Here is a 21411-nt window from a genome sequence, read left to right as displayed (position 1 = left end):
CAATCTGACAGACTAAAAGTAATGAAGGACGTGCTTAATTCAATTGGCCGATGATTTAAAAGATTTTTCTTTGATCATGGAGTTAAATGCACGGCATGGCTGATTTATGTTGAAATAGCATGACTCTTACTTCTGGGCTTAAGAATGCTGAAGGAAACCTTTACCGTGATGCGTGATTTGCCACGGGTTCGTGAAATTGTGGCGGTGCTGGTTCGCCATGGTTTGGGTAATTTGGTGCAAAGATTGGGCTTGGCCCGTGGCATTGAGCGCGCCAGCGATCTCTTGCATTTGCCTGGTAATTATGAAGCCGAGCTGCTCGATTCCCCTGTGCGGGTGCGCCGTGCCTTAGAAGAATTAGGCCCTGCATTTGTAAAACTGGGGCAAGTATTGGCCACACGGGTGGATATGTTTCCACCGGAGTGGATTACTGAATTCGAAAGATTGCAAAGCAATGTGCCACCAGTGCCTTTTGATTTAATCCTGCCAGAATTAACCGCCTTGCTGGGTACGGATCCTGCCCATATTTTTCTTGATCTAGACTCAGAGCCGGTTGGGGCCGCTTCGATTGCCCAAGTGCACCGTGCCAAATTATTAGATGGCACAGAGGTAGTGTTAAAAATTCGCCGCCCTGGGGTGATTCCTAAAATAGAGGCCGATTTACGTATCTTGCGGCATATCGCTTCTTTGATGGAATTTGAATTCGCCGAATCGCGCCGCTATCAGCCGGTTAAAATCGCCGAAGAATTCGCTAAATCTTTACGCCGTGAATTAAATTTATCTGCAGAGGCTAGAAATTCAGAGCGCTTTGTGCAAAATTTTATCGGCCATAAAGATATTGTTATTCCAAAAACCTATTGGGAATGGACTTCAGAAAGCCTTAATGTTCAAAGCTATATTGGGGGAGTGGCAGGCAATGATTTATTAGGGGTAGATGCTGCGGGTTTGGATCGCTGTGTTTTAGCGTCTAGGGGCGCGGATGCGGTATTAAAAATGGTATTGATTGATGGCTATTTTCATGCCGACCCGCATCCTGGCAATGTGAAGTATTTGCCGGGCAATCAAATTGCCTTTTTAGATTTTGGTATGGTGGGGCGTTTACCGCATCCACGGCGCGATCAAATTGTCGATTTATTAGCCGCCCTTGCGCAGCGCGATGAGCATGGCATTTTAAATGTGCTATTAGAATGGACCGGTGATACGGTGGTGGATGAGGAAAAGCTCGCCGCCGATATTGCAGGGTTTATGTTTGATTATGAAAACCTGGCTTTAAAAGATATTCGTTTTGGTAATTTGCTTAATGATGTGGTGCAAATGATGCGCGAACATCAAATTACCCTGCCATCAGATTTAACGCTGTTATTTAAAGCGCTGATTACCTTAGAGGGATTAGGGCGGCAGCTTGATCCAGATTTCCAAATGGTGGGGCATCTCACGCCTTTTGTTAAAGAAGTGATCTTGGAGCGCTTTCATCCCAAGGCCATGCTTAAAAAAGGTAAAGAAGGCCTGTATGAAGCGGTGCAATTACTGGGCGGCTTACCCAGAGATATTGGCAAGCTGATTAAACAAGCCCGCCGTGGCAATATGCGTATTGATTTAGATTTAAAGCGGCTAGATCATTTTGGCTTGCAAATTACCCGCAGCGCTAATCGGTTGACGATGGGGATTGTGACCGGCTCTTTAATTATTGGTTCATCGATTGTGATGACAGTAAAAGCTGGGCCTATGCTATTTGGTTTGCCCTTGTTGGGTTTTTTAGGCTTTGTATTAGCGGTGCTCAATACCATTTGGTTGGTGATTTCTATTTGGATTTCTGGCAAAGAAGAGCGCTGATATTTTAGGGAGGGGTAAATACAATCCTATCAACTTAAGGGGAATGTTTGTATTGTTATACAGGCTTCAACTTGGATTGCATTATTGCAAGTATTTAGAACATCGTAGGGGGAGTTTTTTGCCCACGCCGCGTATCCGCGTGGGCAAGATAAACCGCCTTGCCCACCCTACATGTTGGTTAAATCTTAAGCGATCAACGTAGATCTATCTATTGCACGCATTGAAGCATCGTAGGGCGGGTGAAACCCGCGTATTTATTCAACATCACTCGCGGGTTTCACCCGCCCTACGAATGGCATATTGCTTAAGTTGATAGGATGGGGGGTAAATAGCCCACGCGGTATATCCGCGTGGGTAAAATAAACCGCCTTTGCCCGCCCAACAACTCCTTTAACGCAATTTTATCCCTTGCTCCACGGCCCAAATGGCGGCTTCTAGGCGGGAGCGGAAGCTGAGTTTTCGCAGTAAGCTTTTAACGTGCACTTTAACCGTGCCTTCGGCGATACCCAGCTCGCGGCCCACTAGTTTGTTGGATAGACCATTGGCAAGGCAGGCTAAGATTTCGCGCTCGCGCTCGGTTAATGAATCCATCATGGCGTTACGCTGGCTGGCGTCGTCATCCCGCAAGGCCAGCGCTAGCACTCGGCCAAGGCGCTCGGGTATGGCCATTTGCCCATCGAGTGCCTCGGCTAGGCTGCTGATAATCTCTTCTGGCTCCATATCTTTCAGTAAATAGCCATCGGCCCCCGCCCGCACGGCGGCGACTAAATCCGAGGATTGATCGGATACGGTGAGCATGACCACGCGTGAATCAAGGTCTAATTCTTTAATGGCGCGTAGCGTGCTAATGCCATCCATCTCTTTCATATTTAAATCAAGAATCACTAAATCTGGGTTTTGAGCTTGCACAATGACCAGCCCTTCCGCGCCGCTGGCCGCCTCGCCCACCAAAATAAAGCGCTCATCAAGGGCTAAAAGCTGCAGTACGCCTTTTCTAAATAGGGGGTGGTCATCAATAACAACAACGGTGTATCCATTGCTCATGAGGTGGCTCCTTGCGGTGCAAAGGGGGTGACTGGGGTAAAGCGCAGCGAAACCAAAGTGCCGCTTGGTTCTCGGCGTTGTAGGTTGAACTGGCCGTTTAAACTGTGCGCGCGGTCGCGCATGATGCTCAGCCCATAATGTTGTTTTTTATCGGGGTGCTGGCTAATGCCGCAGCCGTCATCCTCAATGGTGACCAAAATACGGTGTTCTTCCCAAGTTAAGCCAATCCACGCGTGCTGGGCTGCCGCGTGATGTTCAATATTGGCGAGGGCTTCGCGGATAATTTGTAGAATATGAATTTCTTCATGTGCGCTGAGTTCCACCCCCATAAGGTGGTTTTTTAAGAGAATAGGGTGGCCTATGCGCTCAGTAAATTCTTGCGCGGTTTGTTCTAGTGCAGCAGCAAGCCCGCGCTCGTGCATTTGTAAGCGAAAAGTATTCAGTAGTTCGCGTAGCTGGCGATATGCACCATTCAGCCCTTCACGCAGCTCGCTGAGTGCGGCTTGGGCGGTAGGGCTGCGTTCTGCTTCAGGAAACTGCTTTTGTAAGCGCACCACTTGAATCTTTAAATAGGATAAAGATTGCGCGAGCGAATCGTGTAATTCCCGCGCAATGACGGAGCGCTCCTCGTGCAGAGCCAAACGATGCGATTCTTGCTTACGTTTGGCATTGGCCAGTGCCGTACCAATTTGCCGCGCCACGGCTTCTAATAACTGCAGTTGCCAATCTGCCAGCACCTGCTCTGGCTTGAGCTGAATGGGCATAATGCCGTAGTTTTTTCTGCCATCGCTGAGCTGAAATACGGGGCGATTGATGGTTTGCGGCGGCTGATTGACTGCCTCAGTACAGTCTTGGCAGCTATTTTGATTGCAATGTTCAATATCTTTATTGGGCATGATGGCAAAGCGAAAAGCCAGCGGTGCTTGCTCGGTTTCTGTGATGCAGATGGCGGCGTGCTCTAGCTCAATAACGCTGCCTAAATCATTCAGTACTTGATCAAAAGTGGCTTGATCCGGCTCTTGATCGGAGAGGATTTGCTTCATCCGGTACAAAAACTCTAAGCTGCGCTGGTTTTGCGATAGCGCCTTGGTTTTTTTAGTGACGCGAGATTCTAATTCAGCGATGCCTTCGGCTAGCTCGCTCACCATATGATTGATCGCTTGCCCAAGCTGGGTAATCTCGCCAGCGCCTTCTTCAGGAGCGCGGATGTTTAAATCACCTTGCCTAATCTGGGTAGCGGCTTGTGCCATGGCGATTAAGGGGCGGGTCACACTGCGGCTTAGCCATTTTAAGGTAAGCAATAACACACAGATCATCACGCCCAAAGATATCCATTGAATGCGCCCTAGCCACAGCAGGCGTGCTTCGTGTTTGTCTTCAATGGCAGCGACATAATGGTCGATTAAAGTCACAAATTGCATTGCTTTAGGGAGTAGCTGGCCATCGTAGGTGGTATTGAGCTGGGATAAGTCATGCTTGATCTCGGTGCGCCAGCTCATCTCCATTTTATTGTAAGCAACGCGCACGGGGTCAGCTTGTTCGCTTGGCAAATTGCTAAGCAGGATGGGGTGATAAAGGCGCTGTTCAAAATCATCAATGACTTGCTGCAAATAAGGCCGGCTTCCCGGAACAGGAGCGGGGGGAGATAAGTGGGTGGCAACAATTAAATAGGTTTGCTTGCGCAAAGAGCCCGCCAAATTAATCACCGCCCCTTCACCGCTGGAGCGAATCACACTGCTCCAGCTCATAAAAAAAGCCACAAAAGCCGGTAAGACCATCAGCAATAGGGCGTGGGTGATAAACCGCAAAATAGAGGTTTGGCGGAAATAATCCTTAATACGCATGTCTACCTCTAAATTTCCATGGTTTCAATCACGTTGCTCTGGCCTTTGCCTTTTTGCCTTAATCATAAGCTGCGTATCGAATACATTTTATGGGCTGCATCGGTTTTACCCATGTGTAGATGGCTTGCGCAGATGACAAGCCGCTGAGTACACCATGCCTGTTGGCTTTGCGCAAACCTGAGGCTACCTCCTCTGGGGTAGAGGGTTTGCACCGCTGGGGGCCAACTCCCTCTAAAGAGGCATTGTATCTAAGCGTGCGCCCACCTAACCTTAAATCCTTACTATTTGAATTGACGATTGCAGTGGATCCTTCGCGTCGCAACTTACTTTTTGGCCGTCGCCCGCAAACGCCGATGGCGCCTCGCCCACCATGGGCGAGCCCTGCATTTCTTAGCTTATGCACCCGTTGCGGTGATTGCGCTAGTGCTTGCCCAAGCCAAATTATCAAGGTGGGAGACGGAGGGTTTCCTAAAGTCGATTTTACCGATGGTGAATGCACCTTCTGTGGGGATTGCGTGAGCGCATGCCAAAGCAAAGCGTTAGATGCGCAGATTGATCCCCCTTGGCAAATTCACGCGCAAATTGATGCCAGCTGTTTGGCCGAGCGGGGGGTGGATTGCCGGATCTGCGGCGAGGCCTGTGATCAGCAGGCAATTCGTTTTCAGTTGGCCGTTGGCAAAGTGGCGCAGCCCATTATTAATACGGAGCAATGCACCGGTTGTGGCGCATGTGTTGCTCCTTGCCCAAGTAATAGCATTCGTTTGTTGGAGTTGATCGCATGAATATCTTTAGCCTGGTGATTCGGGCCGTTCCCGGCCGTTTAGAAGAAGTTAAGACGGCGGTGTTATCGGTGCAGGGCGTGGAATTACATCTGGAGCACGAAGGGCGAATGATTATCACGATAGAAGACGTGGTAGACGTGCGCTCCTCAGATTTACTTAAGCAAATTCAAGAGATTCCCTATATCGCATCGGCCACGCTGGCTTATGAATACTGTGATGAAGAAATGCCCCAATCCCCTACAAAATCTAAGGAGCACTTATCATGAGCTTGGACCGCCGTGAGTTTATTAAAATATCCGCCGTGGCCGCGGCGGTGGCGAGTGCGGGTATTCCACTTGCAGGCGCTGCGCCTAAAACGATGCCCGCAATGGCTGGCGATGGCAAAAACAGCATCCGCTGGGATAAAGCACCCTGTCGATTCTGTGGGACTGGCTGTGCCGTCTTAGTGGGCACGCAAAATGGCCGTGTGGTGGCCACTCAGGGTGATCCTGATGGTGAAGTGAATCGTGGCTTGAACTGTGTGAAAGGGTATTTCCTTTCCAAAATTATGTACGGCGAAGATCGTTTAACCCAGCCTTTGCTACGCAAGAAAAATGGCCAGTACGATAAAGATGGCGAATTCACCCCGATTAGTTGGGATGAGGCGTTTGCCATTATGGAAAAAAAGTGGAAAGAAGCGCTTAAAACCAGCGGCCCAGAATCTATTGCCATGTTTGGCTCGGGCCAGTGGACGATTTATGAAGGCTATGCCGCCGTTAAACTGATGAAGGCAGGTTTCAGATCTAATAATCTAGACCCAAATGCCCGCCACTGTATGGCCAGCGCGGTCACCGGTTTTATGCGTACCTTTGGTATGGACGAGCCGATGGGCTGCTACGACGATATCGAAGCCGCCGATGCCTTTGTGCTTTGGGGCTCTAATATGGCCGAGATGCACCCGATTTTATGGAGCCGGATTACTGATCGACGTTTATCTAATCCTAAAGTAAAAGTCGCTGTGCTCTCGACTTATGAGCATCGCTCTTTTGAGCTGGCCGATATCGGCTATGGCTTGGTATTTACCCCACAAACTGATTTGGCGATGATGAATTTCATCTGCCATCACATCATCAAAACCGGCCGAGTTAATCAGAAGTTTGTAAAAGATCACTGTAATTTTAAAATTGGTGAGACCGATATCGGTTATGGCTTGCGCCCAAATAATCCGCTAGAAGTGAATGCTAAATCGAATGGCTACCCTGATGCTTCGGGCAAGCCAAAAAATAATCCAAATGATATGAAAGACGGCTCGTTTGAGCAGTTTTCAAAGTTTGTATCCGATTACACGGTAGATAAAGTCAGCAAGCTTTGCGGTATTCCTGAGGACCGGCTGATTGCGTTGGCTGAGCTCTACGCCGACCCTAAAATCAAAGTCACCTCGTTCTGGACCATGGGCTTTAATCAGCACACCCGTGGCACATGGGCGAACAATATGATTTACAACATCCACTTGCTGACCGGCAAAATTGCCGAGCCGGGTAATAGCCCGTTTTCACTGACTGGCCAGCCTTCGGCCTGTGGTACGGCGCGTGAAGTGGGCACCTTTGCTCACCGCCTGCCTGCCGATATGGTGGTCACTAATCCAGAGCACCGTAAACACGCCGAAGAAATATGGCGTATTCCTGAGGGCACTATCCCTAGCAAAATTGGCTTGCACGCCGTGGCAATGGCCCGTGCCATTAAAGATGGCAAGATTAAAGTCTATTGGCAGATGTGTAATAACAATATGCAAGCTGGCCCCAATATTAATGAAGAGCTTTACCCCGGCTGGCGCAGGCCAGACACCTTTATTGTGGTGTCTGATCCATACCCAACCGCCTCTACACTGGCGGCAGATTTAGTGCTGCCCACCGCGATGTGGGTAGAGAAAGAGGGCGGTTTTGGTAATGCCGAGCGCCGTACCCAGCTATGGCGTCAGCAGGTGAATGCACCGGGTGAAGCAAAATCTGATTTATGGCAGCTGATGCAATTTGCTAAGCGCTTTAAGGTGGAAGACGTGTGGCCTGCTGATTTGATTGCCAAGCAGCCCGCGGTCAAAGGCAAAACGCTGTACGACGTGCTGTATGTGAATGGCAATGTCGATAAATTTAAAGCCGCCGATCAATACAAAGGCTTTGAAAACGTAGAAGCTAAACTGGCTGGTTTTTATATCCAAAAAGGCTTGTTTGAAGAGTACGCCCAGTTTGGTCGCGGCCATGGCCATGATTTAGCGCCGTTTGATATGTATCACCAAGCCCGTGGTTTACGCTGGCCCGTGGTGAATGGCAAAGAAACCAAGTGGCGCTATCGCGAAGGTTACGACACGTATGTGAAAAAAGGCGAGGGCGTGCGCTTTTACGGTAATAAAGATGGCCGTGCCAATATTATTGCTCTGCCATATCAAGCCCCGCCAGAAATGCCCGATGCCAACTTTGATATGTGGCTCTGCACGGGCCGCGTGTTAGAGCACTGGCATACCGGCACCATGACCCGCCGCGTGCCTGAGCTGCATAAAGCCGTGCCAGAAGCGATGGTGTTTATGAACCCAAACGACGCTAAAAAACGTGGCTTACAGCGCGGGATGTTGGTGAAGGTATCGTCCCGCCGTGGCGATATCAAAGCCCGCCTAGAAACACGTGGCCGCAATAAGCCGCCGATGGGGCTGATCTTTATCCCCTTCTTTGATGAAGGCCGCTTGGTGAATAAGCTAACGCTGGATGCAACTTGCCCGATTTCTAAGCAAACCGACTACAAGAAATGTGCGGTGAAAGTGGTTAAGGCCTAAAAGTAAGATTGCGCCGCAGGCGCTACTTATCCCCCTCTCCCTTTACGGGAGAGGGCAAGGGGAGAGGGGATGTTGATACCCACCCCTGTCGAGAGGATGGGCTTCGCTATAACACGATGATTCAATGAGATGTGGCGATCGATACCCAACCCACAATCAAGAAGGAGAAAAAAATGAAAAAATTAATGCCAATGCTGGCGCTGTTTCTGAGCTTCTGTATGGTCTGCGCCCCCGTGGTGCAGGCAGAAACCATGAAATCCCTGCGCGGCACTGAGGCCGTAAAAGGCGATGCACCTTCTGAAAACTATCGCTGGGAAAAAGATCGCAAACCACTGCCTCGGCAATTTGTGCAGCAGCCCCCGCTCATCCCGCACACCACCAAGGGCTATCTGATTACCAAAGAGTTTAATAAATGCCTCGATTGCCATAGCTGGGATCGCACGGCGGACACCGGTGCGACCAAGGTATCGATTACCCACTTTAAAACCCGAGGCGGCACTGAGCTGACTAATATCTCGCCACGTCGTTATTTCTGCCAGCAATGCCACGTGCCGCAAACGGATGCCAAACCTTTGGTTGGCAATACCTTTAAGCCTGCGGATGGCTTGGTTAAGTAAAAGGAATGAAATATGAGCGATGAAAGCAAGCCCTCACTCAAGGCACGCATCTGTACCTTGCTGGCAAAACTACGCAGCTTACGTATTGGCTATATCGGGGTGATTGTGGCGTTCTTGGTGGGGATTATCTTTTGGGGCGGCTTTAATACCGCCCTAGAGATGACCAATACCGAGAAATTCTGTTTAAGCTGTCATGAAATGGCGAGCAATGTGTATCCGGAATACCAAGAAACCGTTCACTACACTAATCGCTCTGGTGTGCGTGCCACCTGCCCAGATTGCCATGTGCCGCATGAATGGGGCCCAAAGATGTGGCGTAAGCTTGAGGCCTCTAAAGAAGTCTGGGGTAAGCTCACCGGCTTTATCGATACGCGTGAGAAATTCCTAGATAAGCGGATTGAGTTGGCGCAACACGAATGGGCAAGGATGAAGGCTAACGATTCCAAAGCCTGTCGTAACTGCCATAACTACGAATATTTTGACTATATGGAGCAAAACACCCGCTCGGCCAATGCGCACCAAAAAGGCTTGTCTGAAGGCATGACCTGTATTGATTGCCACAAAGGCATTGCCCATCACTTGCCAGCCGTAAACCAGAATGTAGGCCCAGATGGCAAGGGCGTTAGCCCCGATGTAATGCACCCAGTACCGCCTAAGGCTGCCACGCCAAAGGCGGAGAGCGCCAGCGAAGAAGAAATTGCAGGGACGCAATAAGGCTAAGAAGCCAACGCAGCCGTGCTGCTGGATACCCGCCTGAGCAGGAATGACGCCCCGTACTTATTGAACAATCAGTAAGCAATGGAGCATTCGTAGGGCGGGTGAAACCCGCGTTTTTTCAACGTTACTCGCGAGTTTCACCCCAATCCTATCAACTTAAGATTTAACCAACATGTAGGGTGGGCAAGGCGGTTTATCTTGCCCACGCGGATACGCGGCGTGGGCAAAAAACGCGCCCACCCTGCGATGTTTTAAATGCTTGCGATAGTGCAGTCCAAGTTGAAGTCTGTTTAATAATTAAAACATTGCCCTTAAGTTGATAGGATTGGTTTTTCCCGCCCTACAAATGCAAGAACAGTGTGCTGTTCTAAAAAGATGATTTACCTCGGTGTTATTGAATAAGAGACATAATCAGCTGTGTTTTTATATTAAATTGACGCCATGCTTTCTATTTGATAAATTGCTGGCTCACGCTCAAAGGAGATAAACAATGTTCCGTGAAAATCCTTATCAAATAGCAATATCCGTATTGGCTGTTTTTGCTCAAGTAGAAACCCACCTCTAGCTTTCCTCATTAGGCCGCTAGCCCAATCGGCTTGCCTGCCTTATCGCTTTGCTCTATCCCAATTTTTTATCTATTTGCTTTGCGTAATAGCCCTTATTTTCGCGTGCAGAATTAATTCTGCTTGCCTGTTTTAATATGGGTGAATATTTAGTGGCTTTTACTTATGCAGATACGATGACACTTTAAAAAAGTGATGCAGCATTTTTGCGCCTATTCAATACAGCGATTGTCTGTGTTACTAGAACACGGCTGTGCATCACCTACATATTAGGTTTATATCATGTCAGTATTTAAATTATTAATATCATCACGCTGGTATCTGTGGTTTAGCTTGGGCTATCTTATTACAGGGATTGGAACGGGCTTAACTGGGGTAGCTATTTATGCCAACTTAGCTAAGTTGGATGCCAGTCCCCTTGATTTTGCTATTACGTTTTCAGTATCGGTTGCACCGGCTTTATTATCGTCTGAGTTGGGTAAGTACTTGAGCCGATATTTTAAACCATTCTCTATACTAATTGCCGCAGAGCTGGCGGGTTTATTTGCCTTAATCTTACCATTTTATGCGCTTATCACCGCTAGTCCACGCGTGCTAATGCTTGCTGTTGCTGTATCTAGCCTATTTATTGGCGTGGGTGTGGCGGCATACAATATGATTAATAAACGTGGCTTTACTGAAGAAGACTATTTGCAAATCGCCACCATTGAAACGATATCTTTCTCTGCGGTTGCAATTGTTGGCACAGGGATTGGCAGCCTTATTTATCCTTTAGTACAGCATGGCGTGTATTTTTTTATTGATGCGGTTTCCTATCTGCTGGCAATGGCATGTTTAATTTATTCACGCTCAATTAGCCCACAGCAAGTGGTGGATAAAATAGAAGAGGCCGTGGAAGCCACATTGCGTTTCGCATCATTAAATGGGGATAAAAAGTGCGCCCTATTAATCATGCCCTTGCTAACTATTATTTCCGCACCTGCAATGGCTTTGCTACCGGTAAAAGGGCTAGCGTTTGCAGAAATAAAATGGCTGGGGCTGCTTATTCATCCGGTGCTTATGTTGCTATTTGCCCGCTGTCTTGGGCAATTAATTGGCCCCTTAGTAGTAAACCAAAAAATAGTGGATTATTTATTTGGGTCTAGCCTTGGTAAATCTGGCTTGGGATTGATGTTTTTTATGATGTATTTATTAGCCTTTTACTCAACAAGTTTTACCTTGGTTTTTATTGCTGTGGTGCTGGCACATATTGCTTCCAATATGCTGTATGCAGTGGCGTATACCACTATGCTTAGCCGTTTTTCAGAGCAAGAAATTGGCCCTGTTTCGGTGCTGGTATACCAAATTACCACCTTGCTCTTGGCTGGATTGGCGCTGCCTGCAGGATTTTTGGCAAATCAATACGGCTTGTTTAATACCTTGTTATTATGCTCTTTGCCCGCTGTGCTATTGATGTTTTTGGTTTTTAATCGAATTGCGGCGCTAGATAAATCCATTGTGGCTGCTTAATCGCTGAGGGCGTTTTTGATTTATTCTGCTTCGTCATTTCTATACAGACGGGAATCCTGTATTTACGCAGGATTCCCGATAAAAAATTGAGGGATGACGATTAAATCAGCGCTTCCTTAGTTGTTTTGACTCTTTTTTTGTAAAAAAGAAAAGGGGCTTGTGTTGCGATTTAAAAATTCATCAAAGATTCAAATAGACGAGTGTCGTTTTTCCTTTCTTGCTGCTAAGTTTAGTGTCAGATATTTGATAAATTTAGCCATCAATAAGGGGTTTTTCATGAAAGATAAGTCTAGTGCTCTACATTGTAGCTTTGCTGTGGCGGCGGTGTTTTTGGGGCTGTATAGCAGCTTTGCCGCCAGTACGGATAAGTTGCCCGCTTATAAGGCAGATTTAAGCCAGACATCGGTATCCGGCTTATCTTCTGGGGCGTTTATGGCGGCACAGTTTCAAACGGCTTTTTCTGCTTCCTTGGTTGGGGCGGGAGTCGTCGCGGGTGGGCCGTTTTATTGCTCTGGCTCGGCCTATCCCGTGCCTCCATCAGTGCTGGTGGCAACCACCGCTTGCATGAATCCTTCTTTAAGTGCCTATGGCCCACCTAATCCCACTCTTTTAATCCAATTGGCAAAGGCATTTGAGCGTACTGGAGCCATTGATAAGCTCGAAAATCTAAAAACCCAAAAAGTGTATTTATTTAGCGGGCAAGCCGATAAAACCGTGGCCACCGCCGTGGTGGATCAGGCTGCCGCGTTTTATCAGCTGGCTGGTGTGCCCGCAGCAAGCATTAAATATATTCAGAATGTAGATGCTGGCCACGCCATCATCACCAGTAATACTAAGGATGTGGTGTGTGCCGACACCCAAGCGCCCTATATTAATGGCTGCAATTTTATTCAATCACAAGATATTTTGAAGCACATTTATGGCGATCTGCAGCCTGCGGTGGCAGTGCTCAGTGGCAAGATTGTGGCGTTTGATCAGAGTGAATTTATTAAATCTAGCTATACCAGCATGAGTAGCGATGCCTATCTTTATGTGCCTAAGGCTTGCGAGGCAGAAAGCTGCAAAGTGCACGTGGCGTTTCACGGCTGCGAGCAGGGCGCTACAAAAATCGGCAATCTGTTTTATGGCACCACCGGCTACAACGAGCTGGCCGATGCAAATAAAATAATGGTGCTTTACCCTCAGGCACAGGCGAGTAGCGGTTGGTTTTTTACCCCACTAAACCCAAAGGGCTGCTGGGATTTTTGGGGCTATTCAGACCCAAGCAATCCTCTAGCACCTAATTTTTATAGCAAGACCGCCCCGCAAATGTCGGCGGTAAAAGCCATGCTAGAGCGCTTGGGGCAGGCAAAAAATTAATGGCTTGGTCCGCGTAAAAAAACGCCGCTCATTATTAAAGGGCGGCGTTTTTCTTAGTGCGTTTGAAGCCCTCTATCAACTTAAGGGAAACTTGTTGATGGTTAAGCCTTAAGCCATCAACGTAGATCTATCTATTGCAGGCGTTGAAGCATCGTAGGGCGGGTACAACCCGCGTTTTTAGCATCGATCGCGGGCTTCACCCAGCCTACAAGTTTGGCTTAAGTTGATAGGATGGGTGTGCAACCCACGTACCTGTTCTTTGACCCCTACACTCCAAAACTAAGCCTGATAAACGCTTGGGCTATGGATCTCCATAAAGCGCGAGGCATTGGCTAGCTCCGTAAAACCAAATTGAGTGTAAAGCGAATGTGCGTCTTTGGTGGCTAACATAAATCGCCGAATCATCTGCAAATCGGGGTGGGCTTGAATGGTGGCGATTAAATACTTGGCTAAGCCTTGGCCGCGATGTGCGTCCAAAATATATACATCGGCTAAATAGGCAAAGCTGGCTTTATCGGTAATCACCCGTGCAAAGCCGATTTGGCTGTCACCAAGAAATACGCCAAATGCCAGCGAGTTTTGCGTGGCTTTTGCAACCGTATCGCGTGAAATACCGGCAGACCAATAAGATTGGCTGAGAAAAGCATGAATCGCATCCAGATCAAAGCGTTGCTGATCGGTGCTGATATGGTAATCGCTGATGGGCATGGCGGTACTCCTTGGCGTAGTGCTTACAAGTTTATCCCTTTGGTATTTTTTGCGCTTGCTTTGCGGGAAAGAAAATCAGCTATCGTGCTGCGATTGGCTAAATCTATACGTACAGCCGGTGTTTGCTGAATACTTGCTAGCCGCAATGAGCTGAGCAAGGTAAAATTCGGCGATTATTTAAACATCAAAGACGTCAGACAATGGATAAAATTCTCATTTTGGACTTTGGCTCGCAGGTCACTCAGCTGATCGCCCGCCGTGTTCGTGAAGCGCATGTGTATTCTGAGCTGCACTCTTTTGATGTATCTATCGATTTTATTCGTGAATTTAAACCGACCGGTATCATCCTTTCCGGCGGCCCAAATTCGGTTTACGAGAGCGATTACCAAGCCGACCCTAAATTGTTTGAGCTGGGCGTACCGGTACTGGGTATTTGCTACGGCATGCAATGGATGGCTGAAGCGCTGGGCGGCAAGGTAGAAGCGGGCACGGTACGTGAGTTTGGCTTTGCCGAAATCGGCAAGCAAGAAAGTAGCAAATTATTCAGCGGCCTAGAAGATCGCAAAAATAGCCAAGGCCAAAGCGTATTAGAAGTCTGGATGAGCCACGGTGACAAAGTCACCGCGCTGCCAGCGGGCTTCTCGGTGATTGCCAGCAATGAAGCTTGCCCAATCGCCGCGATCAGCGACGAAGCGCGTGGCTTCTACGCCGTACAGTTCCACCCAGAAGTGACCCACACTCTGCAAGGCCGCGCCATGATTAACCGCTTTGTGCTGGATATTTGCGGCGCAAAGCCAAGCTGGACCATGCCTAACTACATCGACGTAGCGGTCGCAAAAATCCGCGAACAAGTCGGCACAGACGAAGTAATCTTGGGCCTATCTGGCGGCGTGGATTCATCCGTAGCCGCAGCGCTGATCCACCGCGCCATTGGCGATCAACTGACTTGTGTGTTTGTAGATAACGGCCTCTTGCGCCTGAACGAAGGTAAGCAAGTGATGGATACCTTTGCCGAGCACCTTGGCGTAAAAGTGATTCACGTTGATGCCGCCGCGCAGTTTATGGGCCACCTTGCCGGTGTAACCGATCCAGAAGCCAAGCGCAAAATCATTGGCCGCGAATTCGTAGAAGTATTCCAAGCTGAATCCGCTAAATTGCCAAGCGCAAAATGGCTGGCCCAAGGCACCATTTACCCGGATGTGATCGAATCGGCTGGCGCAAAAACCGGCAAAGCGCACACCATCAAGAGCCACCACAATGTAGGCGGCCTGCCAGAAACCATGAAGCTGAGCTTGCTAGAGCCATTGCGCGAACTATTCAAAGACGAAGTGCGCGAACTAGGCGTAGCGCTCGGTCTAGCCCCAGAGCTAGTCTACCGCCACCCATTCCCAGGCCCAGGCCTTGGCGTGCGTATCCTTGGCGAAGTAAAACAAGAATTCGCTGATCTACTGCGCTTTGCCGACGCCATCTTTATTGAAGAGCTACGTGCTACGGTAGACGAAAAAACCGGCAAAAACTGGTATGAACTCACCAGCCAAGCCTTCGTCGTCTTCCTACCCGTGAAATCCGTTGGCGTAATGGGCGACGGCCGCACCTACGACTACGTGGTAGCCCTGCGCGCCGTAGTCACCTCAGACTTCATGACCGCCAAATGGGCCGAACTGCCTTACGACTTACTCGGCAAAGTGTCCAATAGGATTATTAATGAAGTGAAAGGTATCAATCGCGTGGTTTACGATGTAAGTGGTAAGCCACCTGCGACGATTGAGTGGGAGTGAGGTTGCCGTAGCTTTTAGCGTTTGTTGAGTGTCACAAACACAAGCAAAACCTCAGCCAATGGCTGGGGTTTTGTTGTTTTTAGGGTTAGGAGTGTGTGTTGGTTGCTGAAAGTAAAAGCAATGAATAATGTTTTGGTTTGGTTTGTTGACTCTTTGCGTTTAACTGTCGTCGGATTCCAGTTTTAATGATAAAAAAGCCATGTATTTACAGGGCTTTATATATTTTAAGCATTGAATTGATTTCTTTATGTCAGATGTAAGGTCTGACCCTAGAGTCTAATCATTGTTTCATAATGTTCTAAATATCCAAGCTCTTCGAATATTAATTTAAGCCCCTCCTTAAAATTTTCATAATCAAATTCCTTGATGTCAAAGATATTTTGCCCAATTGAGTGAGACTCTCTATTCATGTATCTATAGAAAGCTTGATACTTGTCGGAATGAAGTTTCGGATTCTGGAATACATTGTTAAAGTCTTTCTTGTTAACAAAATTGAAAAAATATTCAACAATATTTCGCATGCAATTTGCTATTAATGCAGGAGGAGTGTCTTTGTCTTTAATTGTCGCCCAGTAAGTTTGATAGTCATTTTGAATTTCTTCATATTTCATCTTAACTATTGAACTTCCTGATGCGGATTTTTTGATTCTATATAAGTTTTGCTCGGCGTCTCTTTTATCTTTTTTTGTGTGGGTTAGTTCATAGAAAAAATATAAGCTGTGAGTGAAAATTAAAACTTGATCGTAGTTTTTTGAGTTAATAAATTCTCTTTTTATTAGTTGACCAATATTGAAAACATAGATGTGAGACAGGCTTGATATAGGGTCATCTATCACGACGATTTTATTTTTTGGAGTGGCCGAAGCATGGACTTCACCTTTGCATAACTCAATGAAATACAAAAAACTAATTACAGTTTTTTCTCCTTCGCTTAGAGTGAAGAAGGCATTTTCCGTTTCGTTTGATCTTGATATTCTGTATAAGTCATTGTCGTGTTTGATGACGCTAAACCCATCAATTCCAATTTCTTTTAAGCCATTGTTAATGTTGGCGATAGCCTCTTCTATGTTGACTGTTTTTTTTCTCAGTTCTGCTATTTCTTCTTTTATTGTTGTTGCAGCTTGAGTGGCTTCTTTGTGCGCTGTTTGGATGATTTTTATTTTTTCTTGGGTAATATTTTCTGTTTTTAGATAGTTGGCTAATGTTTGGTCGTAGTTGTAACGCATTAGTTGCCAAAAATTTTTCTTTATTTTTAATAGAACTTGCTTTTTATTTTTTAAATTTTCGTTGTGTTTTTCTATTTTTAAATTTGTATCGTTAATTATTTTTTTTGTTGCTTTTATGGTTTCTTCGCTTGATTTTAACTCGAGGGGTGAGCTTGGGCTTTTTATCTTCTCATTTATTGTGAAAATATTTCTTTGATATATTGAGTTTAACTCGGATTGTAATGACTTCCATATTTCGGCGGTCAAGGAGTCAACGACAATAATGTCAGAAATTGCATCTAGCTTTATTTCGTGTTCTGAATTGAAATAATTGCTAGCCTGTAAATTCAACGAAGAAATATCTTTCTCGTATGCTTCATCAAATATGTCGGTTATTGACTCAAATAGGTTTTTCGTTATGGTTTTTGCTTGGCAAAATGGGCAGGGCGACCCATTTTGCTCGATTTCATTTGGCAGGTATTGTAGGCCATTCCTTACCCAGTCTAAATTTCCTAGTGTGCTTATAAACTCTGCAATAGTTCCATCTTGCTTTCCAACTATCACCTTTTTGAATATGCCATTTTTTTCAATCGTCTCCCCAGAGAAAGTAAATTCTTCTAGTTTTTTGATTTCATACGCCTTATCTCCCTGTAGAGAGGCAAGCTCTCGTTTGAGTGAATCTATAGTATCTGCAGGCTCTTCATTTGGTAAGGTTAGCGACTTTATATGATTAAATAAATTATCTTTTATTTTCAAACCTTCAAGGCAATATTCAAAAACACGGTCTCCACCAGTGTATTTTGTTTTGATTTCCCATACTTTATTTAATGCTTCAGTTTTTGCTGTGTTTTTCTTGTCTTCTAAATTATTTATTTCTAGCAGTTGCTCTTCTGTGGTTTTTTCTGATTTATTTAATTCTAGTGATTTATCTTCTATTTTAATTAGTATATCTTTATTCTCTTTAGATAAGGTAAAAATCCCTTTTAAGCTATCTTCTTCATGAAAGTAATCACGTAAAAATAACTGATTGTAAACCAACAAGTTGCTATCAGCACTTCTAGCAACGCGGCAATGCTCATACAAAGGATTTGCGTTGTCGTAAAGATAATTAGAAATTGTGCTTTTTCCTGCGCCATTTAATCCATATAAAAGTGATGTTTTATTGATTGGATTGATTTTTACTGGGCTTTTATAGCTGGCAACTTTATCGATAAGTATTTCAGTTATCATGGTGCTCTTCCTCGATATGGATAATGGAATTAATTTGAATTTCTTTGCATTTTATTAAGCCTATTTATATAGTCGCCACTTAACTCTTACCACCCGCCTTCTTCTGCACCAAAATCTTTGTCACAATCTGCTACGTTATTTACTGTAGATGTGAAATCACGCTGACTTTTCTGCCCATGGCTTGTAAGCCATCCAGTGCATCCATTGTGACACGTAGCGCTTCGGCGTCGAGGCAGCTAAAGCTTTCGTCGATAAAGAGCGATTCAACACGCACTCGGTTGGATGACAGTGAGGCCAAGCCTAGCGCTAGCGAGACAAGGAAGGATTCGCCGCCCGAGAGTAAATGCACCGAGTGCGCATCGTCGCCCATGTCTTGATCGATCCAACATGTCGCTGATGCTCTGCAGGCGGTCGCGGCGCGAGAGTTGTTGTAAGTGGTGGTTGGTGTGAGGCGCATGCCGCTGTCCGAGAGTCTGCGGGGTATTACATATTATGACAGCAATATAAAGTAAATTGTCGAGAAAAAATAACAATAGAGTAAGTTTGTTTGCGCTTTATTGATTTGGGTTTGCATACACACAACTGGGGATAAACCACAGTTAATTCAGTGCTGCTTTTTTTTGAATGTAGTCGCCATTCTTTTAATCGCCAAAAGCCTGCCGCACCGCATTAACAACCCGTTCACCCATTCCTGCATTCTCAGCAAGAATCGGATACCCTTACAAAGCGGATTAGACAGCGTATTCCCATTCTGCCGAATACTCCGAATAATTCCGTCCAGTTCATTATCTGGTGCTTCTAAAAATTGCTTGATGGCGCTGCGGGCTTGGTCGTTGGCTTTTAAGAAACGGGCTTCTTTGCGCATCTCCTGTGTCAGCGTGGTGTCGATGATTTTTGCGAGATATTCAGCGTGTGCGGTAAGGTCTGGGTAGCGCCATTCGCCATCGGATGAATATAGACAAAGCCGAAAGAGGCTACTGTGGCACGCACAATGGGTGATGCGCTGCGTTCCAGAAAGTGAGCAAGCCCATTGTTGCCAATACGGGGCGATGTAATCAACTACTGCCAGTGCCCCACATACGCAGGGGAGCGGCGCAGGCCGTAGCGCAGCGCTATATCGCCCAAAATGCCGCGTTGCAATAGGCTTAAGGTGCTAGCCGCGAATGGATTATCGTGTTGCCCGCATTCGTTCTCCATGACTGCGGCAAAGCGATTCATGTTGGGGGGCTTATGCCGCTATTACATCAGTGGCATGGGCCCCTGATTTTTGCAACAAAGCCCCCGCGTAGAATGCTAGTTTTCCGCTGTTATGCTAAAGGCAGCTTCAGGATTTGCTCAGTTGTCATGATGTCTCCAAAGGTATCGGCGATGGATGCTAAGGCTGCGTGATGTAGGGTGGTGTGGGATAGTACGCTTCCATCGGCGTTGTCAAGATCCCGTGTGGCGCAAGCATCATCTACCACAATAATCTGGTAACCAAGTGGCACAGCATCACGAGCTGCGCCAGCTACGCAAGCATGAGTCATTAACCCCGTGATAATTAGGGTTGTGATACCAGAGTCTTTGAGGCGATGGTCAAGGTCTGTGCTAGGGAATACGCTAACCGACGATTTTTGCAGCACGCTGTGATGAGGTGCAGGCTGTAGATCGCTATGGAATTGTGCATTAGCGCTGTGTTCGGCAAAGATTGGACTGCCGACAGGCGTTATGTGTTGAATGTGGAATACGGGGATGTTTTTTTGATCGGCGTGAGCGATCAGGCGCTGTGTGTTGCGCAATGCGCGGATGCCATCGGGGATGGGCATCTTCCCGCTGAAGTATTCGTTCTGAAAATCGATTACTAGCAAGGCCGTGCTGCTGGCCTCTAACGATTGCGGCGCAGTAGCACCGGCAATGGTGCGAATGGTTGGGTGATTCATTTTTTTCCTCGGTAGATTGTGAAGTAAGATGAATTTCTATCTTTCATCTTGGTATGGCTGATCATTCGGGACGAGCAGTGTCAATCACTCATCGTGGCTTTTCCGAAGCTCACGTTGCTTTACTTCAGAATATAACGAAGTATCAGGCCGCGCCGTAAATGGCAAAAGTAGCCCAATGGACATAATGTGATAGGATCGGGCCATGTTGAAATCACCCTTTACTTCTGGGATTGAGCACACCATTGCTCTGATCACATTCGAAGGCATCAGCCCTTTTCATCTGTCCGTGCCCTGTATGGTGTTTGGCGACGATTTGGCACGGCTAGGGATACCGCGCTACCGCTTGCTGATTTGCGGAATTGAAACCGGCCTGATTTCCACCATGTCTGGCTTCAATATCGAAGTGCCGCATGATTTTTCTGTTCTGGCCCAGGCCGATACTGTGATCGTGCCTGCATGGCGCGACCCAGATGAGCGGCCACCAGAGATTTTGCTGCAGGCTTTGCGCACGGCACATTCGCGTGGCGCTAGAATTGTTGGTTTATGTTTGGGAGCGTTTGTGCTGGCTGAGGCTGGATTGCTTGATGGTCGTACCGCCACCACTCATTGGGTCTGGGCTGAGGATTTCGCCAAAAAATATCCAAAAATCAAATTAGATCAAAAAGTATTATATGTAGACGATGGCGATATCCTGACGTCAGCCGGTACGGCGGCAGCGATTGATTGCTGTATTCACATGCTGCGCTGCGATCATGGCGCGGAGGTGGCTAATCGAATTGCTCGGCGTATGGTGGTAGCACCGCATCGGCATGGCGGCCAGGCTCAGTATATTGAGCAACCATTACCTAAAGCTAAAGGTGGCGATCCACTTACAATGACTCTTGATTGGGCTATTGGCAATCTTGAGCAGCCTCTATGTCTGGACTTGCTGGCGGCTCGGGCTGCCATGAGCCGCCGAAATTTTACCCGTCGCTTCAAGATGAAAACAGGCACAACGGTATCGCAATGGCTCCTTAATCATCGCTTGGCTTCTGCACAGCGCTTATTGGAAACGAGCGATAAGACGATCGATCGGATTGCTGAGATAGTTGGCTTTGGTTCAGCCGTTTCGTTCCGCCAGCACTTTACCGCTACATTTTCGATTTCTCCTAACGCATATCGCAAGCAATATCGGCGCATATAAGCCACTGCAATTGCCCTTGCTCAGTTTAGTAGATGTCATTGTGGATGTGAAAATATTGGTGTGTGTAGTTTATATGTAAGAATTTTATTGTGTTTTAAGTGGAACATACGCTTTGACACTTTTTATCTTTTTTTGAATTTTTTTTGCAGAGGGATGTTTGTGGGGCTTGGTGATTACCTGCCGCGATTTGCATCACTCTGTATAGCCAAGTGATGTACTGGGTGAGTATTGTAGGTGAGCGACAGCCATTGATATTCGATTGCCTACATAAAATCGATTACTTCACCTTAAAAACATTTATAAATCACACTTTTTAAGTA

General features: G+C 46.8%; 19 protein-coding genes. 10 read left to right on the top strand and 9 right to left on the bottom strand.

Annotated features, from left to right (window positions below; genetic code table 11):
• Positions 1-144 precede the first annotated feature (144 nt).
• On the top strand, positions 145-1830 hold the full coding sequence (locus tag R6242_RS08565; protein ID WP_318426037.1) for an ABC1 kinase family protein: 1686 nt from the start codon (positions 145-147) through the stop codon (positions 1828-1830).
• A gap of 390 nt (positions 1831-2220) precedes the next feature.
• Here the strand turns inward: R6242_RS08565 and narL are convergent, their stop codons facing one another.
• Together narL and R6242_RS08555 are read right to left on the bottom strand one after the other, a co-directional pair.
• Positions 2221-2874: a two-component system response regulator NarL gene (gene narL, locus R6242_RS08560; RefSeq protein ID WP_318426035.1), complete on the bottom strand. Its 654-nt coding sequence runs from the start codon at positions 2872-2874 to the stop codon at positions 2221-2223.
• Positions 2871-4718, bottom strand: coding sequence for a HAMP domain-containing protein (locus R6242_RS08555; protein WP_318426033.1), 1848 nt, complete (start codon positions 4716-4718; stop codon positions 2871-2873). Before R6242_RS08555 ends, narL begins: the two co-directional genes overlap by 4 nt.
• Before the next feature lie 254 nt (positions 4719-4972).
• Here R6242_RS08555 and napF point away from each other — a divergent pair, with 254 nt between their 5' ends.
• The 7 genes from napF to R6242_RS08520 all read left to right on the top strand — a co-directional run bounded on the left by napF (position 4973) and on the right by R6242_RS08520 (position 13068).
• A complete protein-coding gene (napF, locus tag R6242_RS08550) occupies positions 4973-5500 on the top strand; it encodes a ferredoxin-type protein NapF (RefSeq protein WP_318426032.1) in 528 nt (175 codons plus the stop codon).
• Positions 5497-5766, top strand: a complete 270-nt coding sequence (locus tag R6242_RS08545) for a chaperone NapD (RefSeq protein WP_318426031.1) — start codon at positions 5497-5499, stop codon at positions 5764-5766. Before napF ends, R6242_RS08545 begins: the two co-directional genes overlap by 4 nt.
• Positions 5763-8303, top strand: coding sequence for a nitrate reductase catalytic subunit NapA (napA, locus tag R6242_RS08540; RefSeq protein WP_318426029.1), 2541 nt, complete (start codon positions 5763-5765; stop codon positions 8301-8303). Before R6242_RS08545 ends, napA begins: the two co-directional genes overlap by 4 nt.
• A gap of 173 nt (positions 8304-8476) precedes the next feature.
• Positions 8477-8920, top strand: coding sequence for a nitrate reductase cytochrome c-type subunit (locus R6242_RS08535; protein WP_318426027.1), 444 nt, complete (start codon positions 8477-8479; stop codon positions 8918-8920).
• A 12-nt stretch (positions 8921-8932) separates the two neighbouring features.
• Positions 8933-9634 carry a NapC/NirT family cytochrome c gene (locus R6242_RS08530; RefSeq protein WP_318426025.1) on the top strand — a complete coding sequence of 234 codons (702 nt, stop codon included), beginning with the start codon at positions 8933-8935 and terminating at the stop codon, positions 9632-9634.
• 848 nt (positions 9635-10482) lie between these two features.
• Positions 10483-11709 (top strand): hypothetical protein, encoded by a 1227-nt coding sequence (locus R6242_RS08525; RefSeq protein WP_318426023.1) that lies wholly within the window; start codon positions 10483-10485, stop codon positions 11707-11709.
• Positions 11710-11985: 276 nt separating this feature from the next.
• Positions 11986-13068, top strand: a complete 1083-nt coding sequence (locus tag R6242_RS08520; protein WP_318426022.1) for a poly(3-hydroxybutyrate) depolymerase — start codon at positions 11986-11988, stop codon at positions 13066-13068.
• A gap of 279 nt (positions 13069-13347) precedes the next feature.
• Here R6242_RS08520 and R6242_RS08515 read toward each other — a convergent pair whose 3' ends face one another.
• Complete coding sequence (locus R6242_RS08515; RefSeq protein ID WP_318426021.1) at positions 13348-13776, bottom strand: GNAT family N-acetyltransferase; 429 nt, start codon at positions 13774-13776, stop codon at positions 13348-13350.
• Between the two features lie 200 nt (positions 13777-13976).
• On the opposite strand from R6242_RS08515, the gene guaA reads away from it, so the two are divergent.
• Positions 13977-15554, top strand: a complete 1578-nt coding sequence (guaA, locus tag R6242_RS08510; protein ID WP_318426019.1) for a glutamine-hydrolyzing GMP synthase — start codon at positions 13977-13979, stop codon at positions 15552-15554.
• Between the two features lie 269 nt (positions 15555-15823).
• Here guaA and R6242_RS08505 read toward each other — a convergent pair whose 3' ends face one another.
• From R6242_RS08505 to R6242_RS08480, 6 genes are all read right to left on the bottom strand, one after another.
• Complete coding sequence (locus R6242_RS08505) at positions 15824-17989, bottom strand: AAA family ATPase (protein ID WP_318426017.1); 2166 nt, start codon at positions 17987-17989, stop codon at positions 15824-15826.
• 139 nt (positions 17990-18128) lie between these two features.
• Positions 18129-18446 (bottom strand): SbcC/MukB-like Walker B domain-containing protein, encoded by a 318-nt coding sequence (locus R6242_RS08500; RefSeq protein WP_318426014.1) that lies wholly within the window; start codon positions 18444-18446, stop codon positions 18129-18131.
• 147 nt (positions 18447-18593) lie between these two features.
• A complete protein-coding gene (locus tag R6242_RS08495; RefSeq protein ID WP_318426012.1) occupies positions 18594-18854 on the bottom strand; it encodes a hypothetical protein in 261 nt (86 codons plus the stop codon).
• A gap of 8 nt (positions 18855-18862) precedes the next feature.
• Positions 18863-19048: a hypothetical protein gene (locus R6242_RS08490; RefSeq protein ID WP_318426010.1), complete on the bottom strand. Its 186-nt coding sequence runs from the start codon at positions 19046-19048 to the stop codon at positions 18863-18865.
• On the bottom strand, positions 19049-19207 hold the full coding sequence (locus tag R6242_RS08485; RefSeq protein WP_318426009.1) for a hypothetical protein: 159 nt from the start codon (positions 19205-19207) through the stop codon (positions 19049-19051).
• Between the two features lie 89 nt (positions 19208-19296).
• The gene (locus R6242_RS08480) at positions 19297-19908 is read right to left on the bottom strand and encodes a cysteine hydrolase family protein (RefSeq protein ID WP_318426007.1); all 612 of its coding nucleotides are present in this window, start codon (positions 19906-19908) and stop codon (positions 19297-19299) included.
• Positions 19909-20110: 202 nt separating this feature from the next.
• Here R6242_RS08480 and R6242_RS08475 point away from each other — a divergent pair, with 202 nt between their 5' ends.
• Positions 20111-21091: a GlxA family transcriptional regulator gene (locus R6242_RS08475; protein ID WP_318426005.1), complete on the top strand. Its 981-nt coding sequence runs from the start codon at positions 20111-20113 to the stop codon at positions 21089-21091.
• The last annotated feature ends 320 nt before the right edge of the window (positions 21092-21411 follow it).

This window comes from Iodobacter sp. CM08 (assembly GCF_033446605.1).
In the GTDB taxonomy this organism is placed as follows: Bacteria; Pseudomonadota; Gammaproteobacteria; order Burkholderiales; family Chitinibacteraceae; genus Iodobacter.
The sequence above is the reverse complement of the archived record's forward strand: the minus strand, read 5'-3'. Positions and strand labels throughout refer to the sequence as shown.